Annotated in this window: 21 protein-coding genes and 1 tRNA gene; 2 read left to right on the plus strand and 20 right to left on the minus strand. The window is 65.3% G+C overall.

The window, feature by feature from the left end:
* Positions 1-2 precede the first annotated feature (2 nt).
* The 9 genes from P8R33_RS02290 to P8R33_RS02330 all read right to left on the minus strand — a co-directional run bounded on the left by P8R33_RS02290 (position 3) and on the right by P8R33_RS02330 (position 8,230).
* Positions 3-758: a phosphoadenylyl-sulfate reductase gene (locus tag P8R33_RS02290; protein WP_278327370.1), complete on the minus strand. Its 756-nt coding sequence runs from the start codon at positions 756-758 to the stop codon at positions 3-5.
* The gene (locus P8R33_RS02295; protein WP_278327371.1) at positions 755-1,180 is read right to left on the minus strand and encodes a DUF934 domain-containing protein; all 426 of its coding nucleotides are present in this window, start codon (positions 1,178-1,180) and stop codon (positions 755-757) included. The genes P8R33_RS02290 and P8R33_RS02295 overlap by 4 nt, the downstream gene beginning before the upstream one ends.
* Entirely contained in the window at positions 1,173-2,807 is a 1,635-nt protein-coding gene (locus P8R33_RS02300; protein ID WP_278327372.1) for a nitrite/sulfite reductase, read from the minus strand. Before P8R33_RS02300 ends, P8R33_RS02295 begins: the two co-directional genes overlap by 8 nt.
* Positions 2,807-3,103 carry a DUF2849 domain-containing protein gene (locus P8R33_RS02305; protein WP_278327373.1) on the minus strand — a complete coding sequence of 99 codons (297 nt, stop codon included), beginning with the start codon at positions 3,101-3,103 and terminating at the stop codon, positions 2,807-2,809. The genes P8R33_RS02300 and P8R33_RS02305 overlap by 1 nt, the downstream gene beginning before the upstream one ends.
* On the minus strand, positions 3,100-3,858 hold the full coding sequence (cobA, locus tag P8R33_RS02310) for a uroporphyrinogen-III C-methyltransferase (RefSeq protein ID WP_278327374.1): 759 nt from the start codon (positions 3,856-3,858) through the stop codon (positions 3,100-3,102). The genes P8R33_RS02305 and cobA overlap by 4 nt, the downstream gene beginning before the upstream one ends.
* A gap of 97 nt (positions 3,859-3,955) precedes the next feature.
* Positions 3,956-5,026 (minus strand): mechanosensitive ion channel family protein, encoded by a 1,071-nt coding sequence (locus P8R33_RS02315; RefSeq protein WP_278327375.1) that lies wholly within the window; start codon positions 5,024-5,026, stop codon positions 3,956-3,958.
* 2 nt (positions 5,027-5,028) lie between these two features.
* Positions 5,029-6,237, minus strand: coding sequence for a cystathionine beta-lyase (gene metC, locus P8R33_RS02320; RefSeq protein WP_278327376.1), 1,209 nt, complete (start codon positions 6,235-6,237; stop codon positions 5,029-5,031).
* The gene (locus P8R33_RS02325) at positions 6,227-7,063 is read right to left on the minus strand and encodes a sulfurtransferase (protein ID WP_278327377.1); all 837 of its coding nucleotides are present in this window, start codon (positions 7,061-7,063) and stop codon (positions 6,227-6,229) included. The genes metC and P8R33_RS02325 overlap by 11 nt, the downstream gene beginning before the upstream one ends.
* Before the next feature lie 51 nt (positions 7,064-7,114).
* Entirely contained in the window at positions 7,115-8,230 is a 1,116-nt protein-coding gene (locus P8R33_RS02330; RefSeq protein WP_278327378.1) for a hypothetical protein, read from the minus strand.
* A 109-nt stretch (positions 8,231-8,339) separates the two neighbouring features.
* Here P8R33_RS02330 and queF point away from each other — a divergent pair, with 109 nt between their 5' ends.
* Both queF and P8R33_RS02340 read left to right on the plus strand, forming a co-directional pair.
* Complete coding sequence (queF, locus tag P8R33_RS02335) at positions 8,340-8,807, plus strand: preQ(1) synthase (RefSeq protein ID WP_422785412.1); 468 nt, start codon at positions 8,340-8,342, stop codon at positions 8,805-8,807.
* A 2-nt stretch (positions 8,808-8,809) separates the two neighbouring features.
* Entirely contained in the window at positions 8,810-9,700 is an 891-nt protein-coding gene (locus tag P8R33_RS02340; protein ID WP_278327380.1) for a DUF1499 domain-containing protein, read from the plus strand.
* On the opposite strand, the gene P8R33_RS02345 is transcribed toward P8R33_RS02340, so the two are convergent.
* From P8R33_RS02345 to murB, 11 genes are all read right to left on the minus strand, one after another.
* Positions 9,678-10,796, minus strand: coding sequence for an NAD(P)/FAD-dependent oxidoreductase (locus P8R33_RS02345; RefSeq protein ID WP_278327381.1), 1,119 nt, complete (start codon positions 10,794-10,796; stop codon positions 9,678-9,680). The two genes, P8R33_RS02340 and P8R33_RS02345, sit on opposite strands and share 23 nt — an antisense overlap.
* A gap of 49 nt (positions 10,797-10,845) precedes the next feature.
* Positions 10,846-10,921 (minus strand) — tRNA-Ala (locus P8R33_RS02350).
* An 89-nt stretch (positions 10,922-11,010) separates the two neighbouring features.
* Positions 11,011-11,919: a hypothetical protein gene (locus P8R33_RS02355; RefSeq protein ID WP_278327382.1), complete on the minus strand. Its 909-nt coding sequence runs from the start codon at positions 11,917-11,919 to the stop codon at positions 11,011-11,013.
* 171 nt (positions 11,920-12,090) lie between these two features.
* On the minus strand, positions 12,091-12,834 hold the full coding sequence (locus P8R33_RS02360; protein WP_278327383.1) for a Bax inhibitor-1/YccA family protein: 744 nt from the start codon (positions 12,832-12,834) through the stop codon (positions 12,091-12,093).
* A gap of 134 nt (positions 12,835-12,968) precedes the next feature.
* A complete protein-coding gene (locus tag P8R33_RS02365; protein ID WP_278327384.1) occupies positions 12,969-13,472 on the minus strand; it encodes a type III secretion system chaperone family protein in 504 nt (167 codons plus the stop codon).
* Positions 13,473-13,605: 133 nt separating this feature from the next.
* Positions 13,606-15,294 carry a tetratricopeptide repeat protein gene (locus tag P8R33_RS02370; protein WP_278327385.1) on the minus strand — a complete coding sequence of 563 codons (1,689 nt, stop codon included), beginning with the start codon at positions 15,292-15,294 and terminating at the stop codon, positions 13,606-13,608.
* 57 nt (positions 15,295-15,351) lie between these two features.
* Positions 15,352-16,983, minus strand: a complete 1,632-nt coding sequence (gene ftsZ, locus P8R33_RS02375; protein WP_278327386.1) for a cell division protein FtsZ — start codon at positions 16,981-16,983, stop codon at positions 15,352-15,354.
* 135 nt (positions 16,984-17,118) lie between these two features.
* Positions 17,119-18,405 carry a cell division protein FtsA gene (ftsA, locus tag P8R33_RS02380; RefSeq protein ID WP_278327387.1) on the minus strand — a complete coding sequence of 429 codons (1,287 nt, stop codon included), beginning with the start codon at positions 18,403-18,405 and terminating at the stop codon, positions 17,119-17,121.
* Complete coding sequence (locus P8R33_RS02385; RefSeq protein WP_278327388.1) at positions 18,405-19,313, minus strand: cell division protein FtsQ/DivIB; 909 nt, start codon at positions 19,311-19,313, stop codon at positions 18,405-18,407. Before P8R33_RS02385 ends, ftsA begins: the two co-directional genes overlap by 1 nt.
* Positions 19,300-20,295: a D-alanine--D-alanine ligase gene (locus P8R33_RS02390; protein ID WP_278327389.1), complete on the minus strand. Its 996-nt coding sequence runs from the start codon at positions 20,293-20,295 to the stop codon at positions 19,300-19,302. The genes P8R33_RS02385 and P8R33_RS02390 overlap by 14 nt, the downstream gene beginning before the upstream one ends.
* Positions 20,296-20,303: 8 nt before the next feature.
* Complete coding sequence (gene murB, locus P8R33_RS02395; RefSeq protein ID WP_278327921.1) at positions 20,304-21,230, minus strand: UDP-N-acetylmuramate dehydrogenase; 927 nt, start codon at positions 21,228-21,230, stop codon at positions 20,304-20,306.
* Positions 21,231-21,273 lie beyond the last annotated feature (43 nt).

The raw sequence follows: 21,273 nt of genomic DNA on the forward strand, positions 1-21,273 counted from the left end.
CGTTAGAGGAACGGTTCTTCGCCCCGCTTGTGGATGCCGCACTCGACCTTGTCCCAGCCGGCCCAGCGCCCGGCGCGCGGGTCCTCGCCCTCGCCCACCCGGCGGGTGCAGGGCGAGCAGCCGATGGAGGGGAAGCCGCGTTCTACCAGCGGGTGGCGCGGCAGGTCGTGCTCTTCGAAATAGGCAGCGATGTCCTCTGCCGACCAGTCGATGAGCGGATTGATCTTCAAGCGGCCCTGCGCATCCGAGGTGTCCAGTTCGAAGCGCGGCAAATTGGCGCGCGTGGAGGACTGGAACGCCTTGCGCCCGGTAAAACTCGCGTCGAAATCGGCGAGCGCCTTGGCGAGCGGCTTGACCTTGCGGAGCTCACAGCAGCCATCGGGGTCGTAGGACCAGCGCAGCCCGCTTTCGTCGCGCGTTTCAAGATCGGCGATCTCAGGATAGAGATCGATGCGGTTGAGGCCGAGGCGCTCGGTCAGCTCGTCGCGATAGGCCAGCGTTTCGGGAAAATGCTTGCCGGTGTCGAGGAACAGCACCGGCACCTTCGGATCGATCTGCGAAATCAGGTGTAGCAGGGCCGCGCTCTCCGCGCCGAAGCTTGACACGATCGCCGCATCGCCAACCAGATTGCCTTCGATCACCGCGCGCAGCCATTCCTCCGTCTCGGAGCCGCGAAACATGCGGTTGAGGCGAATGGCATCGTGCTCCGAAAAACGCGGAGCCGTGTCGAGGCGGTCGATGGCGCGAAGTTCGTTCATGCGTGCCGTTTCGTCCAGATCGGTGTGCGGTCGTCTGCCGCGCTCTGGTAGACTTCGGGCCAGCGCTCGAAGGCGGCCTGCACGTCGTCTTTGTCGAGCTGCTGGTCGGGCTCGAAGGCATCGAAGCCGCAGCGCCGCATATAAGCGAGCTGGTCGACCAGCACGTCTCCGACGGCACGCAATTCGCCGTCGTATCCGGCCTCGCGCAGGATGCGGGCCGAGGAGTAGCCGCGCCCGTCGCCGAATGCGGGGAAGTTCACCTCGACTAGCGCCAGCCGTTCGAGGTGCGGCAAAAGATCGCGGGCATCGTCGCCCGGCTCGATCCGCACCGCGCTGGCATTCGACTGGTCGAGGAAGGCATCGACCGTCACTGCGGGGTGATCGACCGTCTCGTCGTCGCGATAGCGCAGAAGCTCAGCCATAGAGCGCCTCCTTGAAGGGGTTCATGCCGATGCGGCGATAGGTATCGAGGAAGCGTTCGCCGTCCTCGCGCTCGCGTTCGTAGACCGTGGTGACCGTTTCCACCGCATCGACGATGCCATGCTCGTCGAAGCCGGGGCCGGTGATCTTGGCGAGGCTGACGTCCTCCGCCTCGCTGCCGCCGAGGAGGAGCTGGTAGTTCTCCACGCCCTTGCGGTCGACGCCGAGAATGCCGATGTGGCCGGCGTGGTGATGCCCGCAGGCGTTGATACATCCGCTGATCTTCAGCTTGAGCTGGCCGAGCGTTTCGGTCTTGCCGGTCTTGGCGAACCGCTCCGAAATCCGCTGCGCAACCGGGATCGAGCGGGCATTGGCCAAGCTGCAGTAATCGAGACCGGGGCAGGCGATAATGTCCTCCACCGTGTCGAGGTTGGGCGCGCCCAGCCCTGCTTCGTCCAGCGCGGTCCACAACGCATGGAGATCGGCCTTGCGGACATGCGGCAGGACGATGTTCTGCGTGTGCATCACGCGAAGCTCGTCGAAGCTGTAATCCTTCGCGAGATCGGCCATCAGGCGCATCTGCTCGGCCGTCGCGTCGCCCGGAATGCCGCCGACCGGCTTGAGGCTGATCACGGCAGAGACATAGCCGTCCGCCTTGTGCGCGACGGTATTGCGATCGACCCATAGCGCGAAGTCGGGGTCAGACCGGTCGATGTCAGGAGATGCGTCCGCTTCGAACAACGGGTCCTCGAAGAAGGTGCGGACGCGCTCCAGCTCGGCGAAGGGCGGTTCGACGCCCTGATCGAGCAGAAGGGTGAATTCCTCTTCGACCTGGCGGGTATATTCCTCGGCGCCCAGTTCGTGGACGAGGATCTTGATCCGCGCCTTGTACTTATTGTCGCGCCGACCGTAGCGATTGTAGACCCGCAGGCACGCCTCGGCATAGGTCACCAGCCGGTCGAGCGGCACAAAGTCGTTGATGCAAGGCGCGATCATCGGCGTGCGGCCCATGCCGCCTCCGACGTAGAAGGCTGCGCCCAGCTCGCCCGCATCGTTCCGCACGATGTTGATGCCGATATCGTGCAACCGCATGGCTGCACGATCAGTGTCGCTGGCGATCACCGCGATCTTGAACTTGCGCGGAAGGTAGCTGAATTCGGGATGGAAGCTCGACCACTGGCGAAGCAGCTCCGCATAGGGGCGCGGGTCGACAACCTCGTCGGCCGCAGCGCCTGCAAAATGGTCGGAGCTGATGTTGCGGATGCAATTGCCGCTGGTCTGTATCGCATGCATCTCGACCTTGGACAGGTCGGCGAGAATGTCTGCCGCATCTTCCAGCTTGATCCAGTTGTACTGGATGTTCTGGCGCGTGGTGAAATGGCCGTACCCACGATCGTATTTGTCCGCGATGTCGGCCAGCGCGTGCATCTGGCGGCTGTCGAGCGTGCCATAGGGAATGGCGACGCGCAGCATATAGGCATGGAGCTGGAGGTAGAGGCCGTTCATCAGCCGCAGCGGCTTGAACTGGTCCTCGGTCAGCTTGCCTTCGAGGCGGCGGCGGGCCTGGTCGCGGAATTCCTCCACGCGGGCATCGACCATCGCCTGGTCGTATTGATCGTATTTATACATCAGATCACCCAGTTGCCGAGATCGGGCTCAGCGGGTTTGAGGGTCAGGTCGGGGCGCACCGTCGGGCCCAGAGTGCGGACGCGCTCCTTGATATGCGTCGGGCGGGGAACGCCGTCCTGCATTTCCGCATCGATGGCATAAGGCGCGTTGACGCGGCGCGCGGCTTCTTCGCGGCGGGCGGTCTCGTCCTCGCTGCCGGTGACATCGGCGGCGTCTTCGACATGGATCGACCAGTCGCTGCCGGTCCACCACGTGACCGCGCCGGTTTTGAGATCGTTTCCGGTAAGCAGTCTCATCGCGCAGCCTCCTGTGCCTGCTTGGCAAGTGTCGCGGCATCGCGGGCGGTGACTTCGCCGATCACGATCAGCGCAGGGCTGACGACGCTCTCGCGCTCGACCAGTTCGGGCAGCCCGGCGAGCAATCCGCGCAGCACGCGCATCTCGGGCCGCGTGCCGTTCTCGATCACCGCAACCGGCATGTCGGGGGCGAGACCGTCTTCCATCAGCTTCTCGGCGATCTGCGGTGCGGTTTTCACGCCCATGTAGATCACCAGCGTGCGCCCCTTGCCGGCAAGCCCTGCCCAGTCCTGGTCCTTCAGCCCCTTGCACTGGCCCGCAACGAAGCTGACGATGCTGGAGGAGTCGCGATGGGTCAGCGGGATCTGCGCTGCGGCAGCCGCACCGTTCGCGGCGCTGATGCCGGGGACGATTTCGACGGTAACACCTGCCGCACGAGCCACTTCGGCTTCCTCGCCGCCGCGACCGAAAACGAAGGGATCGCCGCCCTTGAGGCGCACGACATCCTCGCCCGAGCGCGCGAGGCGAACCAGCAGGTCGCTGATGTCCTCCTGCGGCATGGTGTGGTGAGAGCGGCGCTTGGCCACACAGATCAATTCCGCATCCTCGCGCGCGATGGCGAGGATTGCAGGATCGACGAGGCCGTCGTGCACGATCACTCGCGCACGTTCAATCAGCCTCGCGGCGCGGATCGTCAGGAGGTCGGGATCACCCGGCCCCGCGCCGACGAGATAAATGGTTCCGGTCTGTGCCATGCTGCCAAGATGCGGGTCATCGCGGCATGGCGCCAATCAGAATGGGTGTCCGGCACGGTAGGCGAGATTTTGAAATCGGACCTTCCGGCGCGGCAATCTATTCTTTTGTAACCTTGGAGGCCTTGGTTTTCTGGTCGGCAAACTGCGCGAACATGCGCTCGAGTTGGTCGCTGCTGCGCAAATGGATGTCGCGCTGCGGGAAGGGGATCTCTACGCCGTTCTCCTTGAACAGCCACCACAGCTTCTTCAACACGGCAGAGCGGACGTTGCCCACCCCTTCCTCGGGATCGTCGATCCAGCAATGGATCGTGAAATTGACGGAATTGTCGCCATATTCGCTCATCCACACCGTCGGCGGCGGCGCCTTCAATACGCGATCGCATTGCGAGGCCGCTTCGAGCATCAGCTTTTCAGCGAGGTCCATATCGGCCTCGTAGCTGACACCGACAGCCACCTGCATGCGCACGTTCTTGCTGGAGTAGGACCAGTTTTCGACCTGGTTGATCATCAGGTTCTCGTTCGGGATCAGATATTCGCGCTGATCTCGGGTCGTCACCGAAACGGCGCGCACCCCGATTTTGCGGATCTGCCCGAACGTTTCGTTGCCCGCCATGTCGGCCACGGCGATGACGTCGCCGGGCTTGATGGACTTGTCCATCAACAGGATGATCCCGGCGATCAGGTTGCCGAAGGTCTTCTGCAGGCCGAAACCGATCGCGAGGCCGAAGGCGCCGGAGAAGACTGCCAGCGCGGTCAGATCGATGCCGAGCAGGTCGATCCCGAGGAAGAACGCCGCAGCCCAGACCACGATGGTGACGATCTTCTCGACCAGCAATTGCTGCGTATCGTCGAGCCTGGTGATCCGGCGCACGCCGCGCTTGGCCAGCTTGCTGATGAACCACGCCAGCGCGAGAACCCCGAAGATCACCACGACGACGATCAGGATGTCGAACACCGACACGCGGAAATCGCCGAAACTCAGAGCGAATGCATCGAGCGTATCAAGGATCGTGCCGGCGGTTTCGCTTTTCGAGCTGACCGCTTCGCGGATACCCTCGGCGGCGGCGACGGAGGTTTCCTCGGGCGCGTCTTCGGCCAGGCTCCATGCCTGTTCGACCGGTGTCGGCTCTGCCGATGGTGTCGCTGTCGGGGCGGCTGTGCCTTGCACGTCTATCCTTCGTTCATCGCCGCAAAGCCGCGTTCGAGATCGGCGATTAGGTCGGCTGGGTCTTCGAGACCGATCGATAGCCGCACTGCATGGCGATCCTCAAGCCCCCAGCCCGCTTTCGGCCAGTCCATGCAGCTGCGCACGGGTTCGACGTCGAACGGCAGGGCGAGGCTCTCGTAGCCGCCCCAGCTATAGCCGATGCCGAACAGGTCGAGCGTGTCGACGAGGCGGCAGCGCGCGGCATCGTCGCGGCCGGCGATCACGAAACTCAGCAGGCCGCAGCCGCCGGTGAAGTCGCGCTGCCAGAGCTCATGGCCGGGCGCGCCCCGCAGCATGGGGCACAGGACATGCGCCACATCGTCGCGCGCTGCGAGCCATTCGGCAATCATGAGCGCACTTGCACTTTCCTGATCCAGCCGCAGCTTCATGGTCCTGAGACCGCGAAGTGCCAGCGCCGCATCGTCGGGCGAGACCACATGGCCCAGTTGTTGCGCCGTCATCCGCAGGCGGCGATACCAGCGCTCGCCCGCACTGGCAGCGCCCATCATCAGGTCGGAATGGCCGCCGACATGCTTGGTGAGCGAAGTAATGGCGATGTCGCAGCCATGCTGGAGCGCCGGAAAGCCGAGCGAAGTGGCCCAGGTGTTGTCGATCAGGCTGACCGCGCCATGCTCGCGCGCGATCGCGGCAAGCGCCGGAATATCGCAGACCTCCATGGTGAGGCTGCCGGGCACTTCCAGCATGACCGCGCGGGTCTTGTCGCAGAACGCGGCGCGGAAGCCGTCGAGGTCGAGGGGGTCGAAAAAGCGGTGCTCCACGCCGAACTGCTTCAGAATGCCCATCGCGGTGCTGCGCGTGGGGTCATAGGCATTGTCCGTCACCAGCAGCACGTCGCCGCTGCGCAGCACCGCCATCAGCGCACCGACGATCGCGGCGACGCCGCTGGGATAGAGCACCGTTCCCGCCGCCCCGGGTTCGAGTTCGGTCAGCGCCTCGCTCAGCGCCCATTGAGTCGGTGCTCCGCGGCGACCGTAGAAGAATTTCCCATCGGCATTGCTCTTCGGCCCGGCCCGCAGCGCTGCGCAGTTTTCGTATAGATGCGTGCTGGCGCGCCAGACGGGCGGATTGACGACACGGTCCGCAAACTCGCCCGAGCGGCCTGCAGTGACGAGGCGCGTAGCTGGCTTCGCATCGTCGCGACTATTCGCCATGAGCACCACTTTCCTTCGGGGTTGCAGGATCGCTGCCCCACTCCATCCAGCTGCCGTCGTAAAGCGCGGCATCGTTCTTGCCCGCAAGGCCCATGCCGAACAGCAGGACGCAGGCGGTCATGCCGCTGTTGCAGCTTGCGACGACCGGCCGATCCAGATCAAGCCCTGCCTCTGCGAACTCGGAGCGCAGGGCTGGCGTATCTTTCCACGTGCCATCCTCACGAAACAGACGCGGGAAGTGAAGGTTCGCCGCATCGGGAATGTGCCCCTCCGAACCGCTGTCCGGTGCACCGGCAAAGCGCGCAGTATCGCGGGCATCGACGACTTGCTCCTCGCGGGTGGCGCAATTGGCGAGCATGTCCGCCTTGCTACGGACCGACCGTCGCGGCGTCGGGACGGGGTAATCGACTGCGTAGTATGCTTCGTCACCGTCGGAGGTTTCACGACCTTCCGCCTGCCATTTCGCAAGGCCGCCATCGAGGATCGCGACCTGGTCCATGCCGTAATGGTCGAAGATGAACCACGCACGCGAAGCGCTTTTGATCGCGCTGTCGTCATAGAGGACGACGCGACTGGACGGCACGATGCCAAGCGAGCCCATCCGCGCGGCAAACTGCTCGGCGGTAGGAAGCGCTTTGGGCACTTTCGAGCTCTCGTCGATAAGGCTCGCCAGATCGAGAAAACGCGCGCCGGGAATGTGCGCTGCAAGAAATTCAGCCCGCGCATCGCGGCCGCTGTCCGGCAGGTGCATCGTCGCATCCAGCACGACGAGGTCCGTGTCCTTGTGGTGCTGGGCTAACCAGTCGGTCGAAACGAGGCGATCCATCCGCTGCGGGTAGCGGCGCGCGGCGCGCAAGTCGAGCCAGTGGTCGGGACTTCAGGCCAACTCACGCTGCGCGATCGGGGCATAACTGCGCGGCGGCTCGTCGAGGCGGAAGGGCTGGACGCGGCCGCCATCGGGCTGGCCCTGGCCGACCACGAAGGTCTTCACCAGCGCACCATCGCCCGCGCCATCGACCCGCACGCGCATAAGCGGCACGAGCAGCGGATGGCGACCCTGCATGATGACCTGCGCGGTCGACAGCGGCAGCTGGACCTGCCCCTCGACAGCAACATTCTGGCGCGGCGCGATGCGGGCCAGCGTATGCTTCGGCTCGAGGCTCGTCTCGGTCGTCGCCACCTGCTGCTCCATCGGGCTCGCCGCGCTGGCGGACACCAGATCGACGCCGACAGTAACATTGCTCAACGCCGCGTCGGTACGGTTGACGAGCGTCAGGCGATATTTGAGCGTCGCGAACATGGCGCTGCGGGTGAGTTTTTCCGCGGTCAGCCGAACGGTCAGAGCATCGGCGGCCGTGGCCGCATTGGCTTTCGGCACCGATGCAACGACGGGCCGCTCGATCTGCGGAGCAGGCGCGCTGGTCCGGCGACGCTTCCAGAAAAGCAGTCCGGCCCCGATCGCAGCAAGCGCAGCGACAACGATCACCAGCCATGTCCAGTCGGTGTTCTCGGAGCCGGGGTCCGCAGGACCGGCAATCTCCGCTTCTTCCAGCGGCTGCTGAATATCCGGCGCAGCGGGCGGAGCGGGAATGGGCGGCGTACCGTCGGTGGGCTGGACCGGGGGAATATCCTGCACTGGCTCTTGGGGCGCTGGGATACGCGGCGACACCGGAACGGTCTCGACCGAGCGCGGCACCGGCGTAGGCCGCGGGCTCGCTACGCTACGCGGCGAGGTCACGGTAGCGCTAGGCGTAGGGGTTGGGGTCGGCGTCGGTGTGGAAGTCGCCGTCGCCCTCGGTGTCGGGCGCGCCGTATTAATTACGCGCGGCGCGACCGGTACGACGCTGCCCTCTTCATCGACCGGGCCCTGCGCGCGCGGGCTTGCCGTCGGCGTCGGCCCCGGCGGGAGCGAGAAATCCTGTGCCGATTGCGCCATCGCAGGCGCGGAAAGGCTCAGCATCAGGGCAGTCAGGGGCAGGCGAGAAGTCGGCATGTTTTGGGCGCGTTCGTGAAAAGCAGGCACATGCGCTGCGCCGCGCTGAATAGGTACTGAAGCACGCGCTTCCAAGCCCCGCCTTGCGCCGGGCCGCCTTTCACGGCAGATGCGCGGCATGAGCGACACACACAGCCCCCGGTTCCTTGGCGAGAACAGCCCGCTACCGGGTTCGCCCGAAGAAGCGGACCTCGACTACGTGCCGAACCCGCGCGCCGGCGAGCTCTACCTCGTACGGTTCGCCGCGCCCGAGTTCACCTCGCTGTGTCCGGTAACCGGCCAGCCCGATTTCGCCCATCTGGTGATCGATTATGCGCCGGGCGAAACGATCGTGGAATCGAAGAGCCTGAAACTTTTCCTCGGCTCCTTCCGCAATCACAACGGTTTCCACGAGGATGTCACCGTGGGGATCGGCAAGCGCCTGTTCGACGAGATGCGCCCCAAGTGGCTGCGGATCGGCGGCTACTGGTATCCGCGCGGCGGCATTCCGATCGACGTATTCTGGCAGAGCGGCGCGCCGCCTGCCGACCTTTGGCTGCCCGACCAGGGCGTTGCATCCTACAGGGGGAGAGGCTGAGCATGGCCGAGCATAACGAGACCGACCCGACCACTCACGACGACACCGCGACCACCACCTCGAGCGAGACAGCCGCGACGCAGAGGCCGCGCCGCGTCTGGCGCAAGAGCCTGCCGAAATGGTCGCTATGGCTTTCGCTTGCAGTGCTCGCGTGGTTCGCCCTCGCCGCATTCGGGCCGAAGTTCGGCATCATCCCCTGGCAGACCGGCCTCGGCTTCATGATCCGCGAGGCTGGCGTGATCCTGCTACTCGTCGCGTCGATCTTCGCGATCGTCGCGCTGGCATTCGCCTTCTTCAAGACGCCGCGCGGCCCGTGGTGGAAAGCGGCCATCGGCCTCGCCATTCCGGCAATTCTGTTCATGGGTCTCGCCACGATCCGCAGTCAGGCGGAAAGCGTTCCACCGATCCACGACGTCTCCACCGACTTGCGCGACCCACCCGAATTCTCGCCCCGCACCATGACCCTGCGCGGCGAAATGGGTGCCAATCCGATCAATGATTACGGTACTCCTCTCGGCGAGCTGAGGATGTGGGCGGACAGCGACGACGCGGCGCTCAAGGCGAAGAACCACGCCGACCTGATCGCCGAGAACTACGACAATCTCGATCCCATCGTGATCGGCAACCGCACGGACGAGGAAGCCTTCGATGCGATCGTGGCCGCCATGGGCGCGATCGGCCTGACGGATGTGCGCCGCGTGTCGGGTATGAACTCGGTCGAAGGCGTGGCGGAGACCTTCGCCTTCGGCTTCAAGGACGATGTCGTTGCCCGCGTACAGGACGGCCAGATCGACCTGCGCTCGGTCAGCCGGGTCGGGGTCTCCGATCTCGGCTACAATGCCGACCGGCTGGAAGACCTGCGCGAAGCGATCATCGACCGGCTGGGCGCGTAAATCGCCTGATCCAGCGGGTGTCGAGCCAGTCCTTCACCCGTCGCAACCAGCGTGATTGCAGGCCGAACCGCCGGTAGCTGGCGATCGCTTCGCCGCGACAGGTGTTGAGCAGGTAGAAGTCCATGAAACGCGGGCTGTAGCTGCGGCGCGGCGGCTTGCCGCCCAGCAGGCGCCGAAGGTTTTTGGCCAGCACCGGCCCGGTGTAAACGGCATGGACGCCCGAATGCGGCACGCTCCTGTCGGTCCGGCGCGCGACATCGCCTGCGGCAAGGATATGTTCGAATCCGCAGACCCGCTGATGTTCGTCGACCTGCACGAAGCCGTCCTCATCGACCGGCAAGCCGCTGGCGGTGGGCCAGTCAGGCGCGCCGCTGCCGATTGCGGCTGCGATCAGGTCGAGCGGCTCGAGCGAACGGTCGCCTGCCATCAGCGCGCCATCGCGGATCGCCGCATCTTCGCGCATCACCGCAATGCCCTGCGCTTCCAACTCCCGAGCTACGCGCTCGCGCACAGCAGTAGCGTGATCGGGCAATAAACCTCCGACCCCGGTCACGAGAGTGACGCCGCAATCGCGCCAATGGCTCGAATTGCGAAAACCGAAGGCCAGTTCGACACCGCCCGCCCCGCCACCAATCACCGCGATCCAACGATGCACTGGCTCTCTCTCGCGAAGCACCTGCCAGCGGCCAATGAAACCACTCAGCGGGCGGATGTCGAGCAGGCGCTCATCCGCACCCAGAACGTCGCTCGCCTGCCCTGCACCTCCGGTCGCGATGGAGCAGATGTCGAACGCCAGCGTCTCGCCATTGTCGAGGTAGGCGATGCGCTTTTGCGGATCGATCCGGACAAGGCGCGCCCTATGCCATTCCAGGGCCGCCTCTTTTACCAGCGGTGCCAGTGAGATGGCCAGCTCGTTGGCGCGATATTCGCCGGCGATCCAGCCCGGCACCATGCCTGAATAGAGCATCGCGTCGAGCGGCTCGACCAGCAGCGTGCGTGCGCGTGGTGGGCCGTGCTTGCGCCAGTCGTCGATTACCCCGAGATGCGAGTGGCCCGCGCCGACGAGCAGGAGGACGGGATCGGCGCGCGCAATCATGTCGCAACACTAGCGCTTCGAGCACGACTTGTCGTGGGATTGGCAAGCCTGGTGGAGCCGAGCGGGATCGAACCGCTGACCTCGTCATTGCGAACGACGCGCTCTCCCAACTGAGCTACGGCCCCGTTCCAGCTTGCGGCCCGACCGTGGCCGGGAAGGCGCGCCAATTAACGCGGCGCGCCGTCCATTTCCAGACCAAATCCGGCGGGACTGCTCAATCCTGCGGCGTGCCGCTGTCATCAGCATCGCTAGGAACCGGCTGGACGATGGGCGTCGACTCGTTGCGCGTATCGACCGGCACCACAGGAATGCGTGCGCCCGTATCGGGATCGACCACGGTGGTCTCGCTGACGTTCGCCTGATTGGTCAAAAGCGCGGGATCGCTCAGGCCCGGCTGCGGTGCGACCAGAGAAGCGCGGGCCTGCTGCGCCGCGACATACCCGGGCTGCGAGGAGCCGTAGCGCGCCCCGTATTGCGCATCCCAGGCCGCCGAGTCCCGCTCGTATTGCTCATAGGCGCGGAAGAAGTTCTCGAACGGCTGTTCGAAGGTGCTGAAATTCGTCAGCGCGAAGGCGGTCGGATCGACCGTGTCCATCGCATTGTACTGGTTCGCAAGCTGCAGCGTCGTGTCGCAGAACTCGCCGCGAGCGGGCGGCAGGGCGAAATAGTTGTAGACCATGGTCATCTGTGCCTCGCGCGCCACGATCGCTTCCCTGCGCGTGCTGGCCTCCTTGCGATATTCGGCGTCGATCCGGTCGTTGACCCGCTTGAGCGCGCGCCCGTGGGTGGAGATGTAATCGCTGTAGCCGTCCAGGATCGGCTGATATTGCGGATCGAGGCAATTGAGCGCCGCCACGTTCCAGGCGGAGCGGAAGTGCCACACGCGCTCGTCGTCGCTGATGCCTGTGTTTACGGTCTGGCGAACGCCCAGCGGGCCGACGCGCGGGATGTCCATGACATAAGCCGCCTGCTTCGGCGGCACCGGACGATAGGGCACCGCTTCGACCGGAGGCGGAGGCGGCGGCGGCGGGGGCGGAGGAGGCGGCGTCGCACAGGCGCCGAGGGCAGCGATCGTGCCGATCACGGCGGTTATGCGAAGTATCGGTTGTGCGGCGCTGCTCATGGCTGGCGGACCCTCCTGGAAGTACATCTGTCGTTAATTTGCCCCGCCCCGGATTGACCGGGGATGAAGCATCAATCCTTAGCGGCTGGCAGAGACAAAGAAAATGCCCGGAGCGCGCATTGCGCCCCGGGCACGTTCAAACGAATCCTGTGTGCGATCAGTGGAGCGCGATCACTCGCGGCTGCCCATGAACCGCAGGAGGAACAGGAACATGTTGATGAAGTCGAGATAGAGGCTCAGCGCGCCCATGATGATCGCCTTACCGGCGAACTCGGTACCGCGCAGGTACTGGTACTCGCGCTTCAGGCGCTGTGTATCGTAGGCGGTGAGGCCCGCGAAGATCAGCACACCGAGGAAGCTTACGGCCAGAGCCAGCGTGCTCGACTGCAGGAAGATGTTGATGACCATCGCGATCAGCAGACCGATCACACCCATCACCAGGAACGTGCCGAAACCCGACAGGTCCTTCTTGGTGGTGTAGCCGAACAGGCTGAGGCCGGCAAAGGCGCCTGCAGTGGCGAAGAAGGTCGCCGCGATACTCTCGCCGGTATAGACGAGGAAGATTGTCGAGAGCGACAGGCCCATGACGATCGCGAAGGCCCAGAACATGATCTGAAGCGTCGGCTTGGAGAACTTGTTCACCCCGAAGCTCATCGCGAAGACAAAGGCCAGCGGCGCCAGCGCTACGATCCACATCAGCGGACCGCTGGCGAAGGTCAGCGCCAGCCCGCTACGCGCAGTAAGCAGCGCGACGATGCCGGTCAGCAGCACCCCCGAAGCCATGTAATTGTAGATCGACAGCATGTGCTTGCGCAGCCCTGCGTCGAAGGTTTCCTGCCGGGTAACGGCATCGCCCGCGCGGGGCACGGAGCCGAAGCCCTGCCGCTGCTCGGTGTTGTCGTTCCAATTGGCCATTTCAAAGTACTCCCATAAGCGGCGATCACATGCGCCGCTTCTCATACGCGCAATATCGCCATTCGGGCCCCGAATTTCAAGGGAAACCGACGAACGTCGACCCTTGCCCGATTAACCAAAATTACTGACCATACTCAGGCCTCGCCCGCCGCATCGACCATGGCCGCACTGAGCGCGTCGGAGGGCGATTTGTCGCCCCACAATACGAACTGGAATGCCGGGTAGAAGCGGTCGCACTCGTCGACCGCGATTTCGACCAGCGCCTGTGCCTGTGCGAGGCTGAGTAATCCGTCGTCACCCAGCATCGTACCGTTGCGATAAAGCACGACGCCGCCGTTGGACCATATGTCGAAATGGCCGAGCCAGAGTTGCTCGTTGATCCGCGCGGCCAGCTCGTGCGCGGCTTTCTTTTTACCGTCCGGCACACGAATCTCCGGCAGGCAGATGACCTGCAGGACCATGTCTTCCGGCCGCCAGATCCCGCGCAACTGGTAGTTCGTCCAGCTGCCCTGAATTTCGCCGCTCATCTCCCCCTGCACGCTTTGGCACGGCCATCCGCGTGCCTCGAACAGGGCCACCAGCATATCGAGCGGAGCTGCGTCCTCGTCCGCTTCGTAGCTTTCGCTTGCCGTTCTCATCGAGCCTGTCCCTCACACGTCATGCACGCTGGATGCCGACAGGACACGGGACTTGGCAATCCAGCCGATTGTCGCTGCTGGGGAGAACCGTTTTCGCTTGTGCAAACCCTGTGCACAAGGCGCGCGCCATGGGTCAGCCGAGGGGCTCGATCGCTTCGCCTTCGGCACTGCGGAAGGTAAAGCTATCGATATCCAAACCTTTGAGCTCGTTCATCATTTCACGTGCAGTCGCCGCATCGGGATAGGGCCCGGAAAGAAGGCGGTTGGCCTCTCCCCATGGCGTCACAAAGGGCCCCTTGCCGTCGAGCAGCCCGTCCGCCTTGCGAGCGATCCGGCGCCAGTCGAAACCGAGAGCCGATACATCCTTGCCGGTCGCAACCTGCACCCAGTGCCTCGAAGGATGGGCGGGCGGCGGCGGGGGATCGGGCTCGGCCTTCTCGCGCGGTGCCTCGATGCGCGTGATGTCGACCGCCCCCTGTGCTGCCGGACGTGACGTTGTCGGCTCGAGGGTAAAGCCGGCGAAAGCTTGCTCGAGCGTGGGTGCCGGTTCGCTAGGTGGCGACGGCGGTGGTGGTGGTGAAGCGGCGGTCGCGCGGGCGGGATCGATGCTGTTCGGCGTGGTGGCAGGTTGCCGCGCAATCACCACAGGCGCGGTCTCTGCAGGCGCTGGCGCCGACGCAGTAGCAGCCAAAATGGCAGCGGCTCGCGATGCTTCCTCTGCCGCTCTGGAACTTTGCGCAGGCTGCGCGGGAGCGGGAGCTTGCTGCGGCACCGGCTGCGCCACTGGTTGTTGTTGCGCCGCCCGCGTAGTCGCCGGGGAGAGATCGGGTGCAATCCCCGCATTTTCGCTCGAACGCGGCCCGACGGTTGCCGTCCGGCGCGGTCGTTCCTGTAGCTGGCGTGCGGGAGCCCTGCTCTCGGACTGGCGAGACGCAACGCGCCGTTGCGGCGTCGCTCGAGGCTGGGGAGCAGCGGCAGCTGGCGGTGTCGTCGCCGGTGCTTGCGACGTCGCTGGTGAAGGAGCGGCCGGCGCGTAGGCGGCGATTTGCGGGTCGTCCGTGCCGATATTGGCCGCGCGCGGAAACACGCCGAGCGTTCCCGCCGCCGCCTGCTGCGCCGGCGTCAGGCGAGGCATGAATTCGAGATAGGGCCTGACGCGACCCGCCATCTGCACGGGCAGCATCGCATCGGAAATCTCGATCGCCTCGCGCGTATCCCCGAGGATCGCCAGACCGAATGCGCGTGTGCGAAAAGCCGCGAGATCGCGGGCTTCGAGCAAGGGCAGCAGGGTCTGTTCGAATTTCTCGCGCTCTCCCGAGATCGCCAGGCTGAGCGCGAGGCGGCGTTTTACTTCCGATCCGGCACCTTGCGCCAGCGCCAGCCGGAAAAGCTCCTGCGCGCTGCGGTTGTCGCCGACGAGCATGAAGGCCGTGCCCCGGTCTTCCGCCATGCGATCGTTGGTGACGCCCGCCCGTTCTGCCTCGGCAAACAGGCGCAAGGCCTCGATCGGTTGGCGCGAGCGGGCATAGGCTTTGCCGAGGCCGAGGCTGATGCGGCTGTTGGTGGGTGAAAGCTGCTTTGCTCGGCCGAAAAAGCCGATCGCTGCGTCGATATCGCCGACATCCAGTGCCGCCTCGCCGGCGTCGAGCAGGGCCGACACATCGGCCGCATTGCGCGCCAGCCGCCGCAAGGCGTCGCTCAACCGGTCGGACCCTTTCGGCGGCAAGGGCTGGACGATCTCGCGCTGCGCGTGGGCCGCGGTCGGCACGGCAACTGCAGCGGCCAAGACCGCTGCAACCGTGATCCGCGATAGTGTTACCATGATCCTGCCCTTACCCGGGCGCGCCTGAACAAGCGCTGGCCCGGGTGGCTAAGTGTCTTACTGGTTGTTCTGGCGACCGAGGAAGCGGGGAATGTTCAGCGAACCACCTTCGCCATCGTCGTCGTCTTCGTCGTCCTCTTCGTCCGGCTTGTTGGCACCGCGCGAGAGATTGGCCATCCGCTCGAACAGCGTGCTGCCGGCACCGGCATCGCTCCCGCTGTCGTCACCGCCCAGCACGGGGCGCTTCTTGCCCGGCTTGCTGGCGAGCGGGCTGTCGCCCTCGCCATAGGAGCTGTCCTGACCGCCTTCTTCCATCGGCTCGGACAGGTCGAGCGGCGAAGGCTGCCCGGCATCTTCCGCCCAGCCGCCGCCAAATTCTCCGTCCTCGGCGGGGGGCGGAACTTCGCCATCCTCGTTGCGCAGGCCGGCGAGCGGATCCACGATGCCGTCGACATCGTCGTAATCTTCTTCTTCGTCGTCGTCAGCAGAACCGTAGCCGAGATCGTCGGACAGGACCGAGGAGCTATCGTCGCCCGCTTCCGCCGTGAGGTCGAGCGTGTCGGCGTCGCCGGACTCGGCATCCGGCTCGGCGGACAGGCCTTCGGACAATTCGAAGGGTTCATCGTCGTCGATCGTCTCGGTCGGCAGGTCGAGCACGGGGCGCTTGGGCGCGCGGCTATCGCTCATCGAGAAGGCCTGCGGCGCGCTCGCCTGCGACGTTCCATCCGTTTCGATACCGGTCGCAACGACCGACACGCGGATCTTGCCTTCGAGCTCGGGATTGAAGGCCGAACCCCAGATGATGTTCGCGTCTTCGTCGACCAGTTCGCGAATGTGGTTCGCGGCCTCGTCCACTTCGAGCAGCTTCATGTCCTCGCCGCCGATGATCGAGATGATCACGCCCTTGGCGCCGGTCATGCTGACGCCGTCGAGCAGCGGATTGGCGATGGCCCGTTCGGCGGCTTCGAGCGCGCGATTGTCGCCCTCGCCCTCGCCCGTACCCATCATCGCCTTGCCCATCTCCATCATCACCGAACGCACGTCGGCGAAGTCGAGATTGATGAGGCCCGGCATGACCATGAGATCGGTGATCGAGCGCACGCCCTGCTGCAGCACCTCGTCGGCAAGCATGAAGGCTTCCTTGAAGGTCGTTTCCGCCTTCGCCACCAGGAACAGGTTCTGGTTAGGGATCACGATCAGTGTATCGACATGCTTTTGCAGCTCGTCGATGCCCGCTTCTGCGGCGCGCATGCGGCGCGTGCCTTCGAACAGGAACGGCTTGGTCACGACGCCGACGGTCAGCACACCCTTCTTGCGAGCGGCCTCGGCAATAACGGGAGCAGCGCCGGTGCCGGTGCCGCCGCCCATGCCGGCCGCGATGAACACCATGTTACAGCCATCGAGCGCGTCTTCGATATCCTCGACCGTTTCCTCGGCTGCCGCCTTACCCACTTCGGGGCGCGCCCCTGCGCCGAGGCCGCCGGTGATGTCCGGGCCGAGCTGGATGCGCTTTTCCGCCGGCGAGGAGCTGAGCGCCTGCGCGTCGGTGTTGCTGACGATGAAGTCGACGCCTTCGATGCCGGCGTCCATCATGTTGGCGATCGCGTTGCCGCCCGCGCCGCCGACGCCGATCACCATGATCTTGGGGCGGAGGTCGTCGCTGGATGCCGGACCGATATTGATGCTCATTGGGTATCCCCCGGAAAGTCGGAATTCTGAAAAATCACTATGTCACATTACGCGCGCAAAGCGAATCGCGCGAAGACTCGTAGAAGAAGCTTATCCACAAAGGCCTAATGCCCTGTTGTGCATGGGTTTCAACCATCAGAAATACTCGCGCACCGCCTGTACGACACGGTTCACCAGACCGAAGCCGGAATAGCGGCTTGTCGATTGGTAGTTCGAGCCGACCGAACGAATGTCTACCGGGTCTTCCGCAGCGTAAAGGCACAGGCCCGCAAGCGTCGCAAATCCAGGCGTCGCATGCGCTTCGGGCAGGCCCTGAAGCGCAGGCGGCTTGCCAATCCGCACCGGCTGGCCGAGCGCGCCCTGCATGAAGTCGGCGATGCCGTGCAGTTCGGCTCCGCCACCCGTCAGGACGACCTGCCCGCCTTGCGAACCGCCGAAGCCGAGCGCCTTGAGTGCCTTCGCAATCTCGCCGCTCATCACGCCGAGGCGATCTGTGACCGTGCCGACCAAATCCGCGCGCGGGATGCGGTTCTGCTCGTCCGCGCCGCGTGCCAGCCGGCCGTCGGGCTTGTCGCCCGGGCCATCGACCGGGATCATCTCGCGGTGATCGGTCGGCGTGGCGATCGCCGATCCCGACACGCATTTCAGCCGCTCGGCCTGGCTCCGGCGGATACCGAGCGAGGATGCGAGCGCATCGGTAATGTCGTTCGAGCCGACCGGGATCGAGCGCAGACCGAGCAGCATGCCCGCCGCATGGACGGAAACATTGGTTACCTGCGCGCCAATCTCGACCAGCGCCACCCCGAGATCGCGCTCTTCGGCGGAGAGGCAGGCGTATGCTGTCGCGAGGGGGCTGGCGACCACACCTTCGACCTCGAGATGCGCGCCCTGCACCGCCTCGATCAAATTGCGAACCGGTGCGCCTTCGGCGAACGTTACATGGACGTCGACGCCCAGCGCTTCGGCATGGAGGCCCTTGGGATTGGCGACGCCATGCGCGCCGTCGAGCATGTAATGCGCCGGCTGCGCGTGCAGGACCATGCGCCCGTCGGGATGCAGGTGGTCGCGCGCTGCATGGAGGAGATGCTCGATATCGTCCTCCTCGATGCGCCGCCCACCAATGGCGATCTCGACGCTGGAGATGCGGCTCGACAGCCCTGCCCCGGCGCAGCCGATCCAGACGCTGGAGATCGAGGTATTGGCATTCGCCTCCGCTTTCTCGACTGCAGTGCGGATCGAGTGGCTCGCGGCGCGCATATCGGTGACATAGCCGCGCTTGATGCCTTCGCTCGCGCGGTGGCTGGAACCGAGCACGACCATTTCGCCGCCCTCGGCCTCACCCATAATCATGGCCGATACCCGGAAGGATCCGACGTTCACGGCACCATAGACGCGGGTTATGCGCGGCGTCGGGGCGGCCATCACTCGGCCCGCCCGTTGCGCGCAAGCTGGGTCGGGCAGGGGCCGTCCTTACAGCGCAGATAAACACGGTCCGGCACGCGCATGTCCACCGCGATGGGCTTGCCGCCGATCAGCCTGTGCATGCCGTCGAGCTGGGCAAACTTGACCAGCGCGGGCGCGCCCGCCTCGCCTTCCGGCAAGGCAAGCAATTGCCCGCTGGTGAAGGTGAGATTCCACCGCCGGTTGCCGACCCATTCGGCGCCAGCAATATGCGGTTTCAGCGCCGGCGCGGCGTCCAGCAGACGGCCGAGTTCCTCGACCTGCCTCTGCGCACCGGGGCCTTCGATCAGCAGCTTACCCTTGGCCGCCTCGCGCGCGATCGGCTCGAGTTCGTGGCCCTGCCCGTCGACCAGCATCAGCCGGTCGGGCTTGCGCAGCACGGCGTGCGGCTCGCGCTCGACAATATCGATCTTCAGCGTATCCGGCAGCTGGCGCGAGACCCGCGCATCGGCCACCCAGGGCAGCTCCAGCAGGCTGTCACGCACGTCGCCGAGTTCGACCAGCGGCATCGGCCGGTCGCGCTGGGCGAGCACGCGTTCGTAGACCAGCTGTTCGTTCATCCGCTCGACGCCGGAGACGCGGACCTTGCTGACCTCGAAGCCGGAGCGCGAGGCCGATTTCGCGAGCTCGTCGCGCGCGATTTCCGGCACGCCCGCATAGCTGGCGACCGTCCACGCAATGGCGAGGCCGACGATGATGATCGAAGTCAGGAAGAACTTGTGCCACTGCTCCTCGGTGAAAGGCAGCGCGGCCATGATGCGATCGAGAATGCCGCTGGTATGCTTGCGCGCGGCCCGAGCCTTCTGGCTGCGGCTCCGCGCAGCGGCAGAACGCCGCACCCCCTGGGGCTTGCGGCTAACCCTGGCCATCGCCCCTGCCCTTACCTGCATGGCCCTTACCCGCATGGTGGCGCAAGGCCGCGGCGATCACGGTCTCCACCAGCTCGCCATACTCCATGCCGACATGCTTGGCCTGCTCGGGCACGAGGCTGAGCGGGGTCATGCCGGGCTGGGTGTTGGTTTCGAGGATGAACAGCCCATCCTCGCCCTGCTCCTCGTCCCAGCGGAAATCGGTGCGGCTGGTGCCCCGGCAGCCGAGCACCTGGTGCGCGCGGAGTGCATATTCGAGACACAGCCTTGCAATGTTCTGAGGAATGTCCGCCGGGCAGATGTGATCGGTCATGCCGTCGGTATATTTGGCGTCGAAATCGTAGAAGCCGCTCTTCGGCTTCAGTTCGGTTACCGCGAGCGCGCGCGGGCCGTCCTCGAAATCGACCACCGCCGTCGTCATCTCGCGGCCCTTGATATAAGGCTCGGCGAGCAGTTCGGCGAATTCCCGCCACGGCCCCTTGGCGTCGCGCGCGATGGGATTGCCGTAGTCGCTCTCGTCGGTGACGATCGCCACGCCGACGCTGCTGCCTTCGTTGACGGGCTTGAGCACGTAGGGACGTGGCAGCGGATCGCGCACGTGCAGGTCGGCGCTCTTGACGATGCGCCCGCCGGGCATGGGAATGCCGTGCGGGACCAGCGCCTGCTTGGTCAGCTGCTTGTCGATCGCGACCACCGACGTGGCGAGGCCCGAATGCGTATAGGGCACGCCCATCAGGTCGAGCATGCCCTGCACCGTGCCGTCCTCGCCCGGAACCCCGTGGAGCGCATTGAACACGACATCGGGCGCGACCTCGGCAATGCGCGCCGCCACCTGCCGGTCCATGTCGATTCGCGTCACCCGGTGCCCGCGCTCTTCCAGCGCTTTGGCAACGCCCTCGCCCGACATGAGGCTGACGGGCCGCTCGTTCGCCCAGCCGCCCATGAGGACGGCGATGTGCAGGTCTTTGGGAAGGTCGGTCATGTCAGTTCCTAAGGCCGCCCCACGCGCTGGATTTCCCATTCGAGTTCGACGCCCGAATGCTCGTAGACGCGACGTTTAACTTCTTCGCCCAGCCCTTCGATATCGGCGCTGGTCGCGTCGTCGACGTTGATCAGGAAGTTGGTGTGCTTCTCGCTCACCTGCGCACCGCCCATTTGCAGGCCGCGGCAGCCCGCCGCATCGACCAGTTCCCAAGCCTTGCGACCGGGCGGGTTCTTGAAAGTCGAGCCGCCGGTCTTGGTGCGCAGCGGCTGCGAGTTTTCGCGCGCTTCGGCGATCTCGTCCATCTTCGCACCGATCGCTTCGGGGTCGCCGGGCTCGCCCTGGAAGCGGGCGGCGACCACCACCGCGCCGTCCGGCAAGGCCGAGTGGCGATAGGTATATTGCAGGTCGGCCTTGGGCAGCGTCACCAGATTGCCGCCCGGCAGGATGACGTCGCAGTCGATCAGCACGTCGCTCACCTCGCGCCCGTATGCGCCGCCGTTCATGCGCACGAAGCCGCCGACCGTGCCGGGGATGCCGCGCATGAATTCGAGGCCGGCGATCCCGGCATCGCGTGCCGTCGAGGCGACGAGGATGCCATGCGCCCCCGCACCGCAGGCGACCACATGATCGTCACGCGTTTCGATCTTCGCAAAGGGCTTGCCGAGCTTGATGACCACGCCCGGCACTCCGCCATCGCGCACGATCAGATTGGAGCCGAGGCCGAGCGCCATCACCGGCAGCTTGCCGCCCAGCCGTTCGAGGAAGACGCGCAAATCGTCGAGATCTTCCGGCTCGAACAGCCAGTCGGCATTGCCGCCGCTCTTGAACCAGACCAGCTTGGCAAGCGGCGCATCGTGCGTCAGTTTGCCGCGCAAGTCGTCGATCGCAACGGGTGCGGAGACGCCGCCATCGACCTCGCAATCGGGAGCCATGCCGCTGTCCCAGTTCCACACGTCGTCGGGTTGGTCCATCTCC

Source organism: Qipengyuania flavescens (assembly GCF_029688735.1).
Taxonomy (GTDB): Bacteria; Pseudomonadota; Alphaproteobacteria; order Sphingomonadales; family Sphingomonadaceae; genus Qipengyuania.